The organism is Actinomyces haliotis (genome assembly GCF_015355765.1).
In the GTDB taxonomy this organism is placed as follows: Bacteria; Actinomycetota; Actinomycetes; order Actinomycetales; family Actinomycetaceae; genus Actinomyces; species Actinomyces haliotis.
On record NZ_JACWNA010000007.1, the window covers coordinates 32,736 to 48,474 of the forward strand.

Annotated in this window: 12 protein-coding genes and 1 pseudogene; 7 read left to right on the forward strand and 6 right to left on the reverse strand. The window is 71.9% G+C overall.

The features are described from left to right. Positions 1–122: 122 nt before the first annotated feature. From IXW69_RS05155 to IXW69_RS05180, 6 genes are all read left to right on the forward strand, one after another. Positions 123–845 (forward strand): DUF4191 domain-containing protein, encoded by a 723-nt coding sequence (locus tag IXW69_RS05155; RefSeq protein WP_194785302.1) that lies wholly within the window; start codon positions 123–125, stop codon positions 843–845. Between the two features lie 379 nt (positions 846–1,224). Next, positions 1,225–2,646, forward strand: a complete 1,422-nt coding sequence (gene glnA, locus IXW69_RS05160; RefSeq protein WP_194785303.1) for a type I glutamate--ammonia ligase — start codon at positions 1,225–1,227, stop codon at positions 2,644–2,646. A gap of 137 nt (positions 2,647–2,783) precedes the next feature. Further along, positions 2,784–3,734 carry an ABC transporter substrate-binding protein gene (locus IXW69_RS05165; protein ID WP_194785304.1) on the forward strand — a complete coding sequence of 317 codons (951 nt, stop codon included), beginning with the start codon at positions 2,784–2,786 and terminating at the stop codon, positions 3,732–3,734. Between the two features lie 87 nt (positions 3,735–3,821). Continuing rightward, positions 3,822–4,766: an ABC transporter substrate-binding protein gene (locus IXW69_RS05170; RefSeq protein WP_194785305.1), complete on the forward strand. Its 945-nt coding sequence runs from the start codon at positions 3,822–3,824 to the stop codon at positions 4,764–4,766. A gap of 3 nt (positions 4,767–4,769) precedes the next feature. Further along, positions 4,770–5,747, forward strand: coding sequence for an amino acid ABC transporter permease (locus tag IXW69_RS05175; RefSeq protein WP_194785306.1), 978 nt, complete (start codon positions 4,770–4,772; stop codon positions 5,745–5,747). Further along, on the forward strand, positions 5,744–6,562 hold the full coding sequence (locus tag IXW69_RS05180; protein ID WP_194785307.1) for an amino acid ABC transporter ATP-binding protein: 819 nt from the start codon (positions 5,744–5,746) through the stop codon (positions 6,560–6,562). Before IXW69_RS05175 ends, IXW69_RS05180 begins: the two co-directional genes overlap by 4 nt. A gap of 126 nt (positions 6,563–6,688) precedes the next feature. On the opposite strand, the gene IXW69_RS05185 is transcribed toward IXW69_RS05180, so the two are convergent. From IXW69_RS05185 to IXW69_RS05200, 4 genes are all read right to left on the reverse strand, one after another. Next, positions 6,689–7,060: a hypothetical protein gene (locus tag IXW69_RS05185; protein ID WP_194785308.1), complete on the reverse strand. Its 372-nt coding sequence runs from the start codon at positions 7,058–7,060 to the stop codon at positions 6,689–6,691. A 247-nt stretch (positions 7,061–7,307) separates the two neighbouring features. After that, entirely contained in the window at positions 7,308–8,015 is a 708-nt protein-coding gene (locus IXW69_RS05190; protein WP_194785309.1) for a histidine phosphatase family protein, read from the reverse strand. 83 nt (positions 8,016–8,098) lie between these two features. Next, positions 8,099–11,797 carry a bifunctional [glutamine synthetase] adenylyltransferase/[glutamine synthetase]-adenylyl-L-tyrosine phosphorylase gene (locus IXW69_RS05195; RefSeq protein WP_194785310.1) on the reverse strand — a complete coding sequence of 1,233 codons (3,699 nt, stop codon included), beginning with the start codon at positions 11,795–11,797 and terminating at the stop codon, positions 8,099–8,101. Positions 11,798–11,903: 106 nt separating this feature from the next. Further along, positions 11,904–13,235, reverse strand: coding sequence for a glutamine synthetase family protein (locus tag IXW69_RS05200; protein WP_194785311.1), 1,332 nt, complete (start codon positions 13,233–13,235; stop codon positions 11,904–11,906). A 125-nt stretch (positions 13,236–13,360) separates the two neighbouring features. Between IXW69_RS05200 and panB the strand changes: the two genes are divergently transcribed. Beyond that, entirely contained in the window at positions 13,361–14,290 is a 930-nt protein-coding gene (gene panB / locus IXW69_RS05205; RefSeq protein WP_194785312.1) for a 3-methyl-2-oxobutanoate hydroxymethyltransferase, read from the forward strand. 67 nt (positions 14,291–14,357) lie between these two features. On the opposite strand, the pseudogene IXW69_RS05210 reads toward panB, so the two are convergent. Together IXW69_RS05210 and IXW69_RS05215 are read right to left on the reverse strand one after the other, a co-directional pair. Further along, positions 14,358–14,753: pseudogene (locus IXW69_RS05210) on the reverse strand (LysE family translocator); the annotation flags it as partial. Positions 14,754–14,881: 128 nt separating this feature from the next. Beyond that, positions 14,882–15,739 (reverse strand): histidine phosphatase family protein, encoded by an 858-nt coding sequence (locus IXW69_RS05215; RefSeq protein ID WP_194785314.1) that lies wholly within the window; start codon positions 15,737–15,739, stop codon positions 14,882–14,884.

The window sequence follows — 15,739 nt, forward strand, 5'->3', positions numbered from 1 at the left end:
GTGCTCGGGGCGGCCGGGCGGGTCACCGCTCCCGCCTCGTCTCCCGTCCCGGCCCCGACGCCGCCTCCTCGCTCGGAACACGGTTCCGGAGCAGGGGGCGGCGTCCGCTATGGTGGGGCACCGTGAGCACAGCGTCGAGCCCGAGTCCCCAGAAGCGGGGCCGCGTCGGGCAGTACTTCCAGAACCTCAAGGACTCCTACACGATCTCGAGGCGGACCTACCCGTGGATCGGGTGGGCGCTCATCGGCGTGCTCGTCGTGCTCGTCGTCCTGTCGGTCCTCCTCGCCGCGGCGACGCACCAGGCCGCCTGGTACTGGGTGCTCATGGGCGTGCTCCTCGCGGGCATGCTCGACATGATCCTGCTGTCGTGGACCGTGCGCCGAGCCTCCTACACCCAGATCGAGGGCATGCCCGGAGCCGCCAAGGCCGTCCTCGACCAGCAGGGACGCGGCTGGTTCGTCGAGCCCGAGCCGGCCGCCGTCAACCCGAAGACGCAGGACGTCGTCTGGCGCCTGGTGGGACAGCCCGGGATCGTCCTCGTCGCCGAGGGCCCGACCAGCCGCACCCAGCGCCTCGTCCAGGACGAGTCCAAGAAGATCAAGCGGATCCTGTCCACGGTCCCCCTGCACGTCGTCAACGTCGGCACCGGTGAGGGCCAGACGCGTCTCATCGACCTCAACAAGACCCTGCGGCAGCTGCCCACGAAGCCGACGAAGCTCACCGACGCCGAGATCGCCCAGGTCTCCAAGCGACTCTCCTCCCTCGGCGCGAAGGCCCTGCCGATCCCCAAGGGCGTCGACCCGATGCGAGCGAGGCCCGACCGCCGCGCCATGCGCGGTCGCTGAGCCGCCGCTTGAGGACACCCTCCGGACGCCGCCACGCACCGCGTGGCGGCGTCCGTCCGTCGTCGGGAAGCGAGCCGTCGCGACGGACCGGCCACAGGGGTCGCCCCGGAGGATCCCCGACACGCTGCCCGCGGGCTGCGCAGGGCCCGCAGTCGACCGGACCTAGGTCCCGGCCGATCCGGTCGCGTCGCCCGTCTCACGTTCCGAGCCTCCGAGGCCCCCTTCCGTGAAACATCGAGGACACACTCGCGGCACCTTCGCGTCACGGCGCACCCATACTGTCGAGCCAACCGCACAGCAGCCCACCCGGCTCGGCACCCTCGGGAACGACCTGGGCGAACCGGTATCCGGTGCGGAGAATCATCTGGAGGAACACCACATGTTCAAGGACGCTTCCGAGGCGCAGGCCTTCATCGAGAAGGAGGGCGTCAAGCTCGTCGACGTCCGCTTCTGCGACCTGCCCGGCATCATGCAGCACTTCACGATTCCCGCCGGCGAGCTCGACGACGCCCTCGAGAACGGCCTCATGTTCGACGGCTCCTCAATCCGCGGCTTCCAGGCCATCAACGAGTCGGATATGAAGCTCATCCCGGACGTCACCACGGCGTTCCTCGACCCGTACCGCGAGCAGAAGACCCTCATCATCAACTTCTCGATCGTCGACCCCTTCACCGACGAGGTCTACTCCCGCGACCCGCGCTCCGTCGCCGCCAAGGCCGAGGAGTACCTCAAGTCCACCGGCATCGCCGACACCTGCTTCATCGGCGCGGAGGCGGAGTTCTACCTCTTCGACTCCGTCGCCTACGAGACCACCCCGGGCTCGACCCACTACGAGGTCGACTCCAACGAGGCGGCGTGGAACTCCGGCCGTGAGGAGGAGGGCGGCAACAAGGGCTACAAGACGCCCTTCAAGGGCGGGTACTTCCCCGTCTCCCCCAACGACCAGATGGCCGACATCCGCGACCGCATGGTCTCCGACTGCATCGACGCGGGTCTCGCCATCGAGCGCGCCCACCACGAGGTCGGCACCGCCGGCCAGCAGGAGATCAACTACCGATTCAACTCGCTCCTCGCCGCCGGCGACGACATGATGAAGTTCAAGTACATCATCAAGAACCAGGCCTGGCAGTCCGGCAAGACCGCGACCTTCATGCCCAAGCCGATCTTCGGCGACAACGGCTCCGGCATGCACTGCCACCACTCCCTGTGGAAGGACGGCAAGCCGCTGTTCTTCGACGAGCGCGGTTACGGCCAGCTCTCCGACCTCGCCCGCTGGTACGTCGGCGGCATCCTCAAGCACGCCCCGAGCCTCCTGGCCTTCACCAACCCCTCGGTGAACTCGTTCCGCCGTCTGGTCCCGGGCTTCGAGGCGCCGGTCAACCTCGTCTACTCGGCCCGCAACCGCTCCGCCTGCATCCGCATCCCGGTCACGGGCTCCTCCCCGAAGGCCAAGCGCATCGAGTACCGCGTGCCGGACCCGTCGAGCAACCCGTACCTCTGCTTCTCCGCCGTCCTCATGGCCGGCCTGGACGGCATCCGCAACCGCATCGAGCCCCGCGAGCCCATCGACAAGGACCTGTACGAGCTCGCTCCGGAGGAGTACTTCGACATCGACAAGCTCCCGTACTCCCTCGACCAGGCGCTCGACGCCCTCGAGGCCGACCACGACTACCTCACCGAGGGCGACGTGTTCACGCCCGACCTCATCGAGACGTGGATCGAGTACAAGCGCGAGAAGGAGATCGCCCCGATGCGCCTCCGTCCGCACCCCTACGAGTTCGAGATGTACTACAACATCTGATCGGCAACCCGGCGGCACCGTCGGCGATCGGACACGGCTCGGCCCCGTCCTCCACGAGGACGGCGCCGAGCCGTATATCTATACGCAACACGCGATACCTACGATGGTGTCATTCCCGTCCACACCGAGGAGCAGACATGCGAGTCCCCACCGCACACCGCGCGCTCGGCGTCATCGCGGGCCTAGCCCTGGCCACCGGCCTCGCGGGCTGCACGAACGCCGCGGACTGGAGCGCCTCAGGCTCCGACACGGCCTCCTCGAGCTCGGGCGCGAACGAGGGCTACGACACGAGCGCCATCAAGGAGCAGGCGGACATCGCCGCTCTGCTGCCGAAGGACGCCCTGGCCGACGGGGTCCTCGACATCGGGACGTCAACCGCCTACCCGCCGGGCGAGTTCCTCAACGCCGACGGCACACCGATCGGCTACGAGGTCGACCTCACCCACGCCATCGCCCGTGTCCTTGGCGTCAAGACGACGACGCACTCGGCGGCCTTCGACTCGATCATCTCCTCGATCGGCTCCAAGTACGACCTCGGCGTCGCCGCGATGACGATCACGACCGAGCGCGAGAGCGCCGTCGACATGATCTCCTACATCAACGTCGGCTCCCAGTTCGACGTCCAGTCCGGCAACCCGAAGAAGATCGATCCCAGCCACACCATGAACCTGTGCGGGCTCACGATCGGCGTCCAGACCGGAACCGGTCAGGAGACCGAGCTCGGCACGGACTCCCAGACCTGCCAGGACGCCGGCGAGCCCGCCATCCAGGTGCGCTCCTACTCCAAGCAGTCCGAGGCGGCGACGGCGCTCGTCGGCGGCACGATCGACGCCACCTACTCGGACTCGACTGTCGCCGGCTACGCCGTGCAGCTCACCGACGGTCAGGTGGAGACCGTGGGCGACGTCGTCGACGCCCTCCCCCAGGGCATCGCCGTCTCCAAGGACGACCCCCAGCTCACCAAGGCCGTCCAGGCCGCGGTCCAGTACCTCATGGACGAGGGCATCTGGAGAGACATCCTCTCCTCCTGGGGGGTCAAGGACGCCGCTCTGAGCAAGGCCGAGCTCAACCCGTCCGTGGGCGGCTGACGCACGTCGGCACACCCCAACAACGCGCATACTTATGCGTTATGCGGATACACTGATCCGCACCATCCCCTTCCGCTAGGAGCACCCATGAGGAACGCACGATCCCTGCGCCGCGGGGCCGCCCTCGCCTCCCTCCTCGCCCTCGCCGCCGGGCTGTCCGCCTGCACGAACGCCGCCGACTGGCACGCCTCCGGCTCGTCGACGTCGAGCGGGAGCACGGAGGGCTACGACACGAGCGGTATCCAGAAGGACGACAAGATCGCCGCGATGCTCCCGGCCGGGACGCTCAGCGACGGCAGCCTCGACATCGCTGCCTCGACCGACTACGCCCCTGCCGAGTTCCTCGACACCTCCGGGAAGGCCATCGGCTACGACGTCGACCTCGCGACCGCCATCGGCCAGGTCCTCGGCGTGCCTGCCACGACGCACACCGCCGAGTTCGACTCGATCATCGCGGCGATCGGCTCGAAGTACGACCTCGGCGTCTCCTCCTTCACCATCACGAAGGAGCGAGAGGCCAGCGTCGACATGATCTCCTACATCAACGTCGGCTCCCAGTTCGACGTCCAGTCCGGCAACCCGAAGAAGGTCGACCCCTCCGACCACCTCAACCTGTGCGGTCTGTCCGTCGGCGTCCAGGTCGGCACCGCCCAGGAGGACTCGATGAAGAAGGACGCCCAGACCTGCTCCGAGGCCGGCAAGCCGACGCTGACCGTCCGCTCGTACAACACCCAGTCCGAGGCCTCGACGGCCCTCGTCGGCGGAACCATCGACGCCATGTACTCCGACTCCACCGTGGCCGGGTACGCCGTCGAGCAGACCGGCGGGGAGCTGGAGACCGTCGGCAAGATGGAGGACGCCCTTCCACAGGGCATCGTCGTCGCCAAGGACGACCCCGAGCTCACCAAGGCCGTCCAGGCCGCCGTCCAGAAGCTCATGGACGACGGCACGTGGCAGAAGATCCTCGAAGCCTGGGGCGTCAAGGACGGTGCGCTGGACAAGGCCGAGATCAACCCGAACGTGGAGGACTGACCCATGAGCACCCAGCCCACGAGCGCGGAGACGTCCTCGGACGCCCCCGTCAAGCTCAACAACCCTAAGCCGGTCCCCAAGCCCGGCACCTGGATCAGCGCCGCCATCGTCGCCGTCCTCGGCGCGATGTTCGTCCACGCGCTGCTCACCAACCCGAAGTTCCACTGGGACACGGTCTGGTTCTTCTTCCGCGAGGTCCACGTCGTGCGCGCCGTCGGCATCACCCTCGTGCTCACCTTCCTCGCGATGCTCATCGGCATCATCCTGGCGGTGGCGACGGCGGTGATGCGCCAGTCCTCGAACCCCGTGCTCCGCTGGGTGTCCCTCGCCTACCTCTGGTTCTTCCGCGGGACCCCGATCTACACCCAGCTGGTCTTCTGGGGCGCCCTGTCCGCCCTGTACCAGCACCTCAGTCTCGGTGTCCCCTTCGGTCCCGAGATGCTCACCTTCGAGACGAAGACGGTCTTCAGCCCCTTCGTCGCCGCCGTCCTCGGTCTGGGGATCAACGAGGGCGCCTACCTCTCCGAGATCGTCCGCTCGGGGCTCGGAAGCGTCGACCCGGGTCAGAGCGAGGCAGCCGGCGCACTCGGCATGTCCAAGGGCAAGATCCTCCGCCGCATCGTCCTGCCCCAGGCCATGCGCGTCATCGTGCCGCCGACGGGCAACGAGACGATCTCCATGCTCAAGACGACCTCGCTGGTGCTGGCGGTGCCCTACACGCTGGACCTCACCTTCGTCACGAACTCCTACGCCTCGAGCACCTACCAGACGATCCCGCTGCTCATCGTCGCGGCGCTCTGGTACATCATCATCACCTCGATCCTCATGGTCGGTCAGCACTACATCGAGCGCTACTACGGGCGCGGCTTCGACGGCCGCTCCTCGTCCACCGGATCGAAGCGCGGCCTGTCGTCCCGGCAGCAGGCCATCCTCGACGCCCACACCACGAAGCACGATCCCTTCCTGGAGGTCACCCCATGAGCACCAGCGCCACGAGCAGAGCGTCCTCGCCCCAGGCGTCCACCCCGAAGGTCCAGGTCTCCGGGCTCCACAAGTTCTTCGGGGACCTCCACGTCCTCAAGGGCATCGACATGACGGTTCCCTCCGGATCCGTCACGGTCCTCATCGGCCCCTCCGGGTCGGGCAAGTCCACCCTCCTGCGCTGCATCAACGAGCTCGAGTCGATCGACGCCGGCCGCGTCTACGTCGACGGCGACCTCATCGGCATGCGGGAGGTCACGAAGTCCGACGGCACCGTCGAGCTGCACGCCCTGTCGGACAAGGCCCGCGCCGCCCAGCGCGCTCGCATCGGCATGGTCTTCCAGCGCTTCAACCTCTTCCCCCACATGACCGCTCTCGAGAACGTCATGGAGGCCCCCGTCCAGGTCAAGGGGCTCAGCAAGGCCGAGGCGCGCAAGCGCGGCGTCGAGCTGCTCGAGCGCGTCGGCCTGGGCGACCGGCTCGACCACTACCCGTCCCAGCTCTCCGGCGGCCAGCAGCAGCGCGTCGCCATCGCCCGGGCCCTGGCCATGGACCCTGAGCTCATGCTCTTCGACGAGCCCACGAGCGCCCTCGACCCCGAGCTCGTCGGCGAGGTCCTCCAGGTCATGAAGGACCTCGCGGCGTCGGGCATGACGATGGTCGTGGTCACCCACGAGATGGGCTTCGCGCGGGAGGTCGGCGACCAGCTCGCCTTCATGGACGGAGGCGTCATCTGCGAGTCGGGCGACCCGGTCCAGGTCCTCGACCATTCGGCGCAGGAGCGCACGCGAGCGTTCCTCTCCTCCGTCCTCTGAGGACGGCGCCCTTCGAGCCTCCCGTGTCCCGATGCCGCTCCCCCAGGCGACACGATCCGGCCCGGCGCACCACGTGGTGCGCCGGGCCGCGTCGTGCCCGTGGGCGGGTGCTCGGGCGAGCGTCGCTCAGGCGCGAACGGTCTCGACGAGGAGGGTCTGGACGTCGAGGAGGACGCTGCGCCCCAGGATCCCGGAGAGCCCGGTCTCGAGGTCGGCGCGGACGCGCGGCTCGGCGACGAGGTACTGCGAGGTCGTGCCGAGGAGCTCGAGGTAGGTCGGCGTCGGCATCTCCCAGGTCCACTCCGCGACCTCGCGGCGTGACTCGCGCAGCAGCTCGGCGCCGGGTCCCACGACGACGCCGTCCGTCCAGGCGGAGCCGGCAGCCTCGCGGTGCTCCACGTCTGAGGTCGTGGGACGCGCCAGCCCGGCGTTGACACGCTCGAAGAGGGCGTCGACGTCGTGGCGCTCGGGGTCGAGCTGCCAGCCGTTCCAGAGCATGGCCGCGGCTCCTGTGGGGGCGAGGAGGTCATGGAGCCGACGCCAGCGCGTCGTAGGGTGGGTCCAGTGGAGCGACTGGGCGAGGACGACGAGGTCAGCACCGCCGTGCGGACGTCCTCGACGAGCAGGTCCCAGAGGGCCGCCGGGTAGCCGGGGCGGAGGCGGTCGTAGTCGTCGGCGCCGTCCTGGAAGGAGGCGGCCCGCTGGTCCCGGTCACCGCGGTCGCGGGTCCCGTTCTGCGCGGCGCTCACGCCGGCTGCTCCACAGGGTCGGCGGGCTCCGGCGCCTCGGGCTGCTCCGTGGGTGAGGCGGTCCACGTGCCCTCGGACCAGTCCAGCAGGCGCCAGCCGCGCTCGGGGTCACCCTCGACGACGGTGATCGCGGTGTTCGTCATCGGGTGCTCGGCGATCCAGGCGGGGTCGGCGCCGCCAGCGCGCGCGGCGGCGAGGGCCGTCCACAGGCGCAGGACGGTGCCGTGGGCGACGAGGAGGGCGCTTCCGTCCGGTCCCTGCGACTCCAGGGTCGCCGCGGCGATCTCGTCGACGACACCGTCGAAGCGGGCGAAGGTCGCTGCGCCGTCCTCGGGCGATCCGGGCAGGACGCAGGCGGTGCGACCGACCATCCAGGAGCGGGTCGTGTCGGCGTAGACGGCGACGGAGCCGGCGTCGGTGTTCATCTCGAGGTTTCCGGCGATGACCTCGCGCAGGCCTGAGCGGATGGTGGCGGTGAGGCCCGTCGCGGCCTCGATCGGCGCGATGGTCTGGCGCGCGCGGAGGATCGGGGAGACCCACAGGGAGGACAGCCCCTCGAGGTGCCCCGCGGCGGCGAGGCGCTCGGGCAGGGTGCCGGCCTGTGCGAGGCCGGTGTCGTCGAGAGGGTTGCCGGGGAACGCGGTGTCGAGCGCTCCCATGACGTTGGCGATGGTGCGGCCGTGGCGGACGAGGAGGAGCTTCACGCCCCTATCCTGCCAGGGCCGCGCGCTGCCGCGCCCGGGCGTCCTGCCAAGGGGCGCTCAGGAGAGCCCCCGCCCCGTGTCGCTCAGGACCAGGGGAAGGGACCCGAGCCGCCGCCTCGCCGGTGAGTGCGGCGCCTTTCCGTCCCGGTGGACCGGCGGGCGCCGGTGGCGTGCTCGGCCGGTGCCGCCGTGTCGTCGGGCCCGTCTCCAGGCGGCGTCCCTCCGGTGGCGGCCCGTGAGGGCGTGGCCCCGGACTGCTCGGAGCGCGTGGAGGCGATCTCGGCGCCCCCGGCCGAGGACGCTCCCGTGCTCATCTCCGTGCTGATCTCCGTGCGGCGTGACGGGGCGCGCCTCGGGGCGCCCCCGCCCCGCTCCCCGGCGGCCGAGGCCTGCTGCCCCCGGGCACGGGCCGAGGCGGCGTCGTCCTGGTCGTGGAGGGCGTCGCCGAAGACGACCCGCTCGACGACCGCACGGGCGTGCCGGGCGGAGCGCCGGTAGTCCTCGACCACCTCGCGCTCGTGCCCGGGCTCCTGGCCGAGAAGGCGCCCGACGAGCCGCAGGTCGCGCGTGTCGGAGGGGATGACGTCCACCCTGGCGCCCGCGTCGCGACCGGTGCCGATGACGTTGGCCGCCCGGACCCGTGAGGCGAGCCGCCACGCGTCGAGCAGGTCCTGGCCCTCGTCGACGGTGAGGAGACCGGCGTCGACGGAGGCCCGCAGCGCCTCCGTCGTCGAGGTGGTGCGCAGACCGGGCTCGTTGGCGGCGTGGGCGAGCTGAAGGACCTGAGCGGTCCACTCGACGTCGGAGAGTCCCCCGGGCCCGAGCTTGAGGTGGCGCGAGGGATCGGTGCCGCGCGGCAGGCGCTCGGCCTCCATCCGGGCCTTGAGACGACGGATCTCGCGCAGGCCGGCGCCGTCGAGTCCCGCCTCGGACCAGCGCAACGGGGCGACGAGCGCCTCGAAGCGGGCCCCGAGGTCGGAGGCGCCGGCGCAGGCCCGGGCGCGCAGCAGCGCCTGGCGCTCCCAGACGGAGGCCCAGCGCTCGTAGTACTCCGCGTAGGAGCTGAGGGACCGGCTCATCGGCCCCTGCCTCCCCTCCGGGCGCAGGTCGGCGTCGACCTCGAGCGGGTGCGGACGCGCCCCTGCCATGAGCCGGACCGTCCAACGGGCGACGGCGTCGGCCTCGGCGGCCGCGGCCTCCTCATCGGCGCCGGCGCGCGCCTCGTGCACGAAGAGGACGTCGGCGTCGGAGGCGTAGGTGATCTCACGGCCCCCGAGGCGGCCCATGGCGATGACGGCGTGCTCCGCGAGGGCCGCCCGCCACGTGCCGTCCGCGGCCGGTCCCTGCGCGACGGCGCCCACGCCGTCGCGCAGCGCGATAGTCAGGCCGGTGGCCACGGACAGGACCCCGGCGAGGACGGCGTCCGTGGCGTCGGTCAGCACGTGGGCCGCTCGGGCGGGATCGACGCCGTCGAGGGAGTCGGCGAGGGCCGCGCGGACGAGCTCGCGGGTGCGCACGCTCATGAGCGCCCGGACGGCCTCGGCGGCCTGCTTCTCGAGGCCGGCGGCGTCGGTCGCGGTGAGCGCACGGCGGCGCAGGGTGGAGCGCACCTCGTCGGCGAGGGCGCCGTCCGGTCTGGGGGCGAGGTCCGCGGCGTCGTCGAGCCAGGCGATGGACTCGGGCCGCTCGGCGAGGCGCTCGGTGGTCCAGCGCGCTCCGGACAGGACCTGGCACAGGCGTCGCGCAGCCGCCGGCGAGTCCCGGAGGAGCGCCAGGTACCAGTGGGAGGAGCCGATGGACTCCGAGAGCAGTCGGAAGGCGAGGAGCCCCTGGTCGGGATCGGGTCCCTCCCCGATCCACCCGATGATGACGGGCAGGAGCTGACGCTGGATGGCGGCGCGGCGCGTGACGCCCTCGGTGAGGGCCTGGATGTGGCGCAGCGCCCCGTCCGGGTCGAGGTAGCCGATGGCGGCGAGGCGCTCGCGCGCGGCCCGCGGGCTGAGGGACATCTCCGCGTCGGAGAGCCTCGCCGCGACGGAGAGCAGCGGTCGGTAGTAGATCGCCTCGTGGAGGGCGCGGACCTGGCGGCGCAGGGCCCGGAACACGGTGAGGAGCGCCTCCGGCTCGGCCAGGGAGCGCAGCTCGATGCCGCGTCCGATCCGGCGCAGGTCCTCCGTGCGCGTGGGCAGCTCGTGGGTGCGGCGCAGCCGGTGGAGCTGCGAGCGGTGCTCGAGGAGACGCAGGGCCTTGTAGCAGTCGCCGAGGGCGGCGGCGTCCGCCCGCGAGACGTAGCCGCCGGCGGAGAGGGCGTCGAGCGCCTCGAGGGTGGGCCGGACGTGCAGCGACTCATCGGCCCGGCCGTGGACCAGCTGGAGAAGCTGGACGGTGAACTCGACGTCGCGCAGGCCACCGGGGCCGAGCTTGATGCGCATGTCCTCCTGGCCCTTGCGCTCGGACTCGCGCTCGACGCGGCGGCGCATGGCGCGGGCGTCGTCGACGAAGTTCTCGCGTCCGGACGCGGACCAGATGAAGGGAGCGACGGCGGCCTCGTAGGCGGCGCCGAGCGCGGCGTCCCCGGCGGCCGCGCGCGCCTTGAGGAGCGCCTGGAACTCCCAGGAGGAGGCCCATCGCTCGTAGTAGGCGACGTGGGAGGCGAGGGTGCGCACGAGAGCGCCGTCCTTGCCCTCGGGGCGCAGGGCCGTGTCGAGGGGCCACAGGGGCGGCTCCTCCCCCGTCGCGGACGTGGCGCGGGCGAGCTCGGTGGCGATGGCGGTGCCGGCGGCGATGAGGAGGGCCTCGTCCTCGGGCTCCGCGGTGGGATCGCCGGCGGGCCCGACGACGTGGAGGACGTCCACGTCTGAGATGTAGTTGAGCTCGCGGGCCCCGCTCTTGCCCATCGCGATCACGGTGAGGGCGACGTCGACGGCCTCGGGGCCGACGGCGGCACGGGCGATGAGCAGGCCGGCCTCGAGGGAGGCGTCCGCGAGCTCGGCCATGTCCTGCCCGACGACGGGCAGGTGCGCGAGCGGCTCCGCGGCGCGCAGGTCGTCGGCGACGATGGCGAGGAGGCGGTCCCGGTAGGCGACTCGCATGGCCGAGGTCGCTGCGGTGACACGCTCCTCGGGCGCGGGGCGGTCGGAGCCGTCGTCGGTGCCGAGGCAGGTGCGGACGGCGCCCGTGAGCGTCTCGAGGGCGCTCGGCCGGTCGGGAGCGTGGAAGGCCTGATCGGGGGCGAGCGCCGCGAGGTGCAGCGGATGGGCGACGAGGAAGTCCCCGAGGGCGCTCGAGGACCCCAGGACGGCGAGGAGCCGGGCGCGGTGCTCGGCGACCGCGTGGGACGCCTCGACGCTGCCGGCCCCGCCCGTTCCGGGACCGTCGTGCGCGGGGACCTCGGCCAGGCCCCCGAGGAGACCTCGCAGGACCGACTCGGCCTCGCAGCCGGTGCACGCCTCGGCGAGACGGACGAGGGAGAGGAGGGCGAGGTCTGGATCGGCGGTCCGTCCGATCTCGGTGACGAGCGCCTCCTGGGCGGGGCTGAGCACGAGGGAGCTGATCCCGGTTCGTCCCAGGGGCCCCGTGGGCGACGTCGGTCCCGCCGGTACCTGCGCGGCTCGTGCGGCCGTGTCCGGCGCCTCGGGCAGGAGCGCGGTGAGCGCGGGGTCCGTGAGACAGCCGGCGGCGCGGCTCAGCTCGTCGAAGCCGGCCCGGATGAGGCGGGCGCGGGGCGTCTCGCGCCGAGGCCCTCCCAGGACCGGTCCCGTCGTCCCGCTGCGCTCGGTCATCGTCGTCCTCCTGCTCGCCTCATCATCGGCCGGACCGGTGGCTGCTCACCGGTCCGCGGCCCGGTGCCGGGCCGCCGTCGAGGAGCCCGCGCTCCCCCGTTGAGGGTCAGGAGCGGGGGAAGAACTGCTCGAGCTCGAAGTCGGTGACCTGGGCGTCGTAGGCCTCGTACTCGCGCCGCTTGTTGCGCACGAAGAACTCGAAGGCGTCCTCGCCGAGGGTGTCGGCCACGAGGTCGGACTCGTCCATGGCGGCGACGGCCCGCTTGAGGGAGGACGGCAGGGCCCTGATGTCGAGGGCCTTGCGCTCCTGCTCGGTGAGCGCCCACACGTCGTCCTCGGCCTCGGGCGGGAGCTCGTAGCCCTCCTCGATGCCCTTGAGCCCGGCCGCGAGGATGACGGCGTAGGCGAGGTAGGGGTTCGCCGAGGCGTCGATGCCTCGGTACTCGACGCGGGCGGACTGCGCCTTGCCGGGCTTGTGAAGGGGGACTCGCACGAGGGCGGAGCGGTTGTTGTGGCCCCAGCACACGTAGCTCGGGGCCTCGTCGCCGCCCCAGAGGCGCTTGTAGGAGTTGACGTACTGGCTCGTGATCGCGGAGATCTCGCGGGAGTGGCGCAGGAGGCCCGCGATGAAGGAGCGACCGGCCTGGGAGAGCTGGTACTCGCCCGTGGGGTCGAAGAGGGCGTTGCGGTCCCCCTCGAAGAGGGAGAAGTGAGTGTGCATGCCCGAGCCGGGCTTGCCCACGAAGGGCTTCGGCATGAAGGTCGCGAGACAGCCCTCCTGGAGGGCGACCTCCTCGACGACGGCGCGGAAGGTCTGGACGTTGTCCGCCATGGACAGCGCGTCCGCGAAGCGAAGGTCGATCTCGTTCTGGCCGGGACCGCCCTCGTGGTGCGAGAACTCGACCGAGATCCCCATCTGCTCGAGCATGAGGATGGCGCGGCGGCGGAACTCGTGGGCGGTCCCACCGGGCACGTGGTCGAAGTACCCGGCGGTGTCCGTGGGCACGATGTGCCCGTCCTCGGTCCTGCGCACGAGGTAGAACTCGATCTCGGGGTGCACGTAGCAGGTAAAGCCGGCGTCGGCGACGCGCGCGATCTGCCGCTCGAGGACGGCGCGCGGGTCGGTGCGCGCGGGCTCGCCGTCGGGGGTGAGGACGTCGCAGAACATGCGGGCCACCCCGTTGGAGGAGTCGCGCCAGGGCAGCATCTGGAAGGTCGAGGGGTCCGGCGAGAGGATCATGTCGGACTCGTAGACACGGGTGAGGCCCTCGATGGCGGAGCCGTCGAAGCCGATGCCCTCCTCGAAGGCCCCCTCCACCTCGGCGGGCGCGATGGCGACGGACTTGAGCTGCCCGAGCACGTCCGTGAACCACAGCCGGATGAAGCGGATGTCCCGCTCCTCGATGGCCCGGAGGACGTACTCCTGCTGCTTGTCCATGCTCTCTCCCTTCACCGCCTGAGCGGATCACCCGCGCGGGCGCACGGGTACACGAGACGCATCATGCCGCCCGCACGTGTCCGGCGCGTTGCGCAGCGCCGGCCGCTCGGTCCTACGCTGCCACCATGTCGCGATCCGAGACGCCCTACGGTCCCTCGTCCACCGCTCCCGCCCCCGGTTCCGGCTCCGGCTCCGGCTCCGGCTCCGGCTCCGGCTCCGGCTCGCAGGGTGCCACGTCCGTTCCAGCGGCGCCGTCGCCGCGCCCGGTCCGCGTGACCCGGCTCGCCCGGGCCAAGGAGGCGGGCGAGCGCCTCGTCATGCTCACCGCGTACGACGCCCTCACCGCCAGGATCCTCGACGCGGCGGGCACGGACATGCTGCTCGTGGGCGACTCCATCGGGAACGTCGCCCTGGGCTACGACTCGACGCTGCCGGTCACGCTGGACGAGATGGTCGTGGCGACCCGCGCCGTCGCGTCGGCGACCAGCCACGCCCTCGTGGTCGCCGACCTGCCCTTCGGCACCTACGAGGCGGGCCCTGAGCAGGCGCTCGCCTCCGCGGTCCGGCTCGTGAGGGTCGGCGCCAACGCCGTCAAGCTCGAGGGCGGGCACCCGCGCGCGGCGACGGTCCGGGCGCTGACGGACGCGGGCGTCCCCGTCGTCGGGCACCTCGGCTTCACCCCGCAGTCGGTCAACGCGCTGGGCGGCTTCCGGGTGCAGGGCCGGGGCGAGGAGGCGGCCGACGCGCTCGTCGCCGACGCGCTCGCGCTCGCCGAGGCGGGCGCCGTGGCCCTCGTCCTCGAGATGGTCCCGGAGGCCCTGGCCGCACGCGTCACCGAGGTGTGCCCCGTCCCGACGATCGGGATCGGCGCCGGCGCCCGGTGCGACGGCCAGGTGCTCGTGTGGTCGGACATGGCGGGCATGACGGACTGGGCCCCGCGCTTCGCCCGCCGCTTCGCCGAGGTCGGCCGCGTGCTGCAGGAGGCCGCCGAGGACTACGGCCGCGCCGTCCGCGAGGGCAGCTTCCCCGCCGAGGAGCACTGGTTCGAGAAGTAACTGGACGCCAGACGGCCGTCCCAGGCCACGAGTCGGCGCACCGTGGCTCCGGCAGGCGGAGCGGCACTCAGACCCTCGTCTGGAGGGCGAGGAGGACCGCCATGACGACCGGCGGCACGCCCGTGACCATGAACTGCGGGATCGTCGCGAGATAGAAGACGCCCACCTTCGGGTTGAGCAGGTTGGTGAGCGCAACGGTCCACCAGCCGCGCCACGCGGAGTCCGCGGGCACCGCCTCGCCCGCGAGCTCCTGGGCCTCGTCGACGGCGCCGGACTGCCGCGCCCCGGTCCCCTGGGCTCGTCCCGGCCGCGAGCGCCACAGCATCGTCACGCCCATGCCCGTGAGGTAGAGGGCGCCCGCGAGGGTGAGGAGCCGGTAGGCGGTACGCGACGCGGCGAGCACGGCCGTGGCACCGACGCCGGCGGCCGAGCCCCACACGACGATGCCGGTGGAGACCCCGAGGACGGTGGCGAGCGCTTAGCCGCGCGACCGGGTGAGCGCGCTGCGCGGGACGAGCGCGGTGTCGATACCCGGAACCAGGGTGAGGACGCCCACGACGAGGTCGAAGCCGACGAGCGCGTGCACGAGGGTCATGCCGGCGCGCTCCCGGTCTCCGTGTCTCGCCCCGCACCCGGCTCGGTGCCCGCCTCGGCGGCGTCGGCGACGGCCTCAGCGACCTCCTCGGGGGCGATCGGGTAGTCGGTCGCGTAGGGGGCGCCGTCCTGGGCGAGGACGGACCAGTTGATCGGGACCGCGGTGACGCCGTCGAAGGCGCTCGTGATGTCAGCGGCGTCCCAGGTGACGCCCTGACCTCCGGGGTCCACCGCCCAGCTGACGATCCGCGGGCTGCCGCCCGCGACGGTCGGGTCGACCTCGACGGTCGTGACGGAGCAGTTGGCCATGGGGGCCATGCCGTAGACGGAGAAGTCGGTCCAGCGGCTCATGATCGTCATGATGGTCATGCCGTGGGAGACGACGAGGACCTCCTCGTCGTCCGGGCCTCCGGCCTCGATCGCGGCGCGCAGGTCGGCGAGGATGCGGGCCAGCGCCCCGTCGATGTCGGCGAGGTAGTCGGCCGCGGCGATGCCGCCTGGTGCGCCCGGGTGGGTGCCGGCGATGACTGGCGGCAGGAACTCCGCGGTGGGCAGCGCCGCGATCATCTCCTCGTCCGGACCGCCGTCGTAGACGCCGTAGTCGTACTCGCGCAGGCCCTCGAGGTAGACCGGGGTGACGTCGGGGTGCGCCTCGAGGAGGATCCCCGCCGTCTGCTGGACGCGGCCCTGCGGGCTCAGGTAGGCGCGGGTGATCGGCCAGGAGGCCATGTGGTCACGGGCGGCGCGGGCGCCCTCGCGCCCCTCGGGGGTGAGCGGCGAGTCCGCCGACCCCTGGGTGCGTCGCTGCTCGTTGAGGACCGTGCGGCCGTGGCGCACGAAGTGGATCTTGGCCAT